This window comes from Sulfurimonas sp., from assembly GCF_014859695.1.
In the GTDB taxonomy this organism is placed as follows: Bacteria; Campylobacterota; Campylobacteria; order Campylobacterales; family Sulfurimonadaceae; genus Sulfurimonas.
In genome coordinates, this window is the sequence record NZ_JACUTS010000141.1 from 1 (window position 1) to 2,739 (window position 2,739).

The 2,739-nt window shown below is 37.9% G+C and carries 3 protein-coding genes; 2 read left to right on the forward strand and 1 reads right to left on the reverse strand.

Going from position 1 to position 2,739, the window contains the following annotated elements; translation table 11 throughout:
* Together IBX42_RS11965 and IBX42_RS11970 are read left to right on the forward strand one after the other, a co-directional pair.
* The coding region (locus IBX42_RS11965; protein WP_294933160.1) for an LTA synthase family protein at window positions 1-1,714 on the forward strand (1,714 nt) is incomplete at its 5' end.
* Window positions 1,715-1,761: 47 nt separating this feature from the next.
* Window positions 1,762-2,124, forward strand: a complete 363-nt coding sequence (locus IBX42_RS11970; RefSeq protein WP_294933161.1) for a diacylglycerol kinase — start codon at window positions 1,762-1,764, stop codon at window positions 2,122-2,124.
* A gap of 78 nt (window positions 2,125-2,202) precedes the next feature.
* Here the strand turns inward: IBX42_RS11970 and IBX42_RS11975 are convergent.
* A partial coding sequence (locus IBX42_RS11975) for an outer membrane beta-barrel protein (RefSeq protein ID WP_294933162.1) occupies window positions 2,203-2,739 on the reverse strand: 537 nt, incomplete at its 5' end.

The window sequence follows — 2,739 nt, forward strand, 5'->3', positions numbered from 1 at the left end:
ATTAAAACATTTTGTAAATAAATTTTTAAAGTACTACTTTTTGGTAGTATTATCAATTATTATCTACATAGAAAATGCTACTTTCCCGTTTATTGCTCAGTATGACGTACGGCCAAACTACCTTTTTGTAGAGTACCTTGTCTATCCAAAAGAAGTGTTTGCTATGATATTTGCCGACTACAAGCCTGAGCTATTTATAGCTTTTACTATGATAGGCGCTTTTATCTATCTCTATCTTAAATATGCCAAAGATAGTGTTACTTCCGTATTTGACACAAACTATAAAAAACGATTAATTCTGTTTTTACCTCTGTTTCTACTGCTCTTTATTGGCGCCCGATCATCATTTGGACACAGACCTGCAAACACTTCTGATGCGATGTACACAACGAATAGAATGGTCAATGAGATAACTAAAAACTCTATATATAACATTGTTTATGCAATCTACACCAACAGCAGGCATGGAAGCAAAGAGATACAAAAGCGATACGGAAAAATGGATATGAAAGAGGCTCTATCCAGAGTTCAAAACAGACTAAATATCCAAAGCACAGATGCCGACTCTCCATTCTTAAGGAGCGAAGAGAGCCATTTTAAAACCACAAAGCCAAAAAATCTGGTTATCTTTGTACAAGAGAGTCTAGGTTACCAGTTCGTTGAAGCAACCGGAGGAGAAAAAGGAATTACGCCTAACCTTAACAGACTGAGCAAAGAGGGAATTTTGTTTAAAGATTTATACTCAAACGGTACCAGAAGCATTAGAGGCTTGGCCGGAGCCTCTGCCGGAAATCTTGCCGTTCCGGGTGAGGGAGTACTAAAGAGAAGCAAATCACAAAGTGACTTTTTTACCATTTCAACTGCTCTGGAGCCATTTGGTTATCATACAACTTTTATGTATGGCGGAGAGAGCAGATTTGACAATATGCGAAGCTGGTTTATCGGCAACGGCTTTGATGAGATTATTGACCAGCCGTGCTTTATAGATCCTACTTTTACCGCTCCATGGGGAGTGTGTGATGGAGATTTGGTCGAGAGAGCAAACGAAGAGTTTAAAAAGATGCATACCAAAAATCAGAAATTTGCCACTGTTATGTTTTCGCAGTCAAACCACTCTCCATTTGAGTACCCATATGAAAAAATTGAACTACTCGATGGAGTGCCTGCAAATAGCGTAAAAAATGCCGTAAAATATGCAGATTATGCTATCGGAAAACTGTTTGAACTTGCCAAAAAAGAGGAGTATTATAAAGATACAGTTTTTGTAGTAGTTGCAGACCATAACGTCAGAGTTTACGGCGATGATATGATTCCTGTTGATATGTTCCATATTCCTGCAATTATCTTAGGAGCAGACATCAAGCCGATGACCTACGATAAAATCGCAACGCAGCCAGACGTCTTGGCAACTGCGCTGGATCTGCTTGGGCTTGATTTGAAATACCCTATTATGGGACACTCGATTTTTAGCGATAAAAAGCAAAATATTTCTCTGATGGAGTTTCATGGTTCCTATGCCCTTAGAGTGGATAACAAAGTTTCGATTCTCAGCCCAAACAAAGAGGCGGTTACCTTTTTATATAAAAAGCCGGATACATATTTAGACAAAAACAACCATCTAACCCCCATTGAGCACGACTTAGAGCTGGAAAAAGATGCGCTGGCTTTTGTCTTGACTTTAGACCATCTATATGATAAAAAATTGTATAGATAAAATGGTAGAATTACTAAAAAATATGAGATGCATCAGAAGGATAAATATTGCGAAACCAGCCGAAATATAATTTTTTCAAAAACACGGGTTATGCACTAAATGGATTAAAAGATTTAATCCGCACAGAGACATCCTTTAAATTAGAACTAATTTTAACTATGATTCTACTGCCTCTGATTATATTTATAGAAGCCACTTTTATCCACAAAGCCCTGCTATTTATCTCTCTTATGGGAATGCTCTTAGCAGAGGCTACAAACAGCGCTATTGAGAGAGTCGTTGACTTGGTTACGCTGGAGCATCACCATATGGCTGGACGGGCAAAAGACGTAGGAAGCACCATAGTATTTTTAAGCATATCCGTATTTGTAGTAACTTGGGCTATAGTATTAGCTGATATTTACCAATAAATTTCAAAGATTTCATTGCTTTTTACAGATAAATTTCCCACATTTATGTGGGAAATTTACAGGAGAACTGAGAGAGAGTTAAAAACGAAGATTGGCACCTACATACCACATTTTAAGGTCATCAGCATCAATATCCACATCTGTTCCTGAAATATTTACGGTGTCACTGCCTGTTTCCATAAGATAACGATATCCAGCTTCAATCTCAATGTTATCAATCAGACGGACAATTACTCCCGCCTGTGCACCGTAATGAAATCCGCTAATATCAATACCGGGTTCTTCATATCTCGTATATCCTATTACTGGACCCGCATATAGAGAAAGTCTATTTTCGACAAGCGGCAATATAAAATCATATCCAATAGAAAAAGCATCGGCATCATCTACGTCACTATCTGTATCAACATATGAATAACCAGCCCACACGCGAGCTGTATCTTCATAATAGTGTCCAAGAGTAAAGCTAATATGTTTATCATCTACCTCGGTACTTGCTGATAAACCAGGAACAGATACGTTTACACCAAGTTCTGCATTTCCAAAACTAATTCCGAAATAATCTGCATTTTCTGCAGCCATCAAACCACTTGCCAATAAAACAGCCAATGCTAT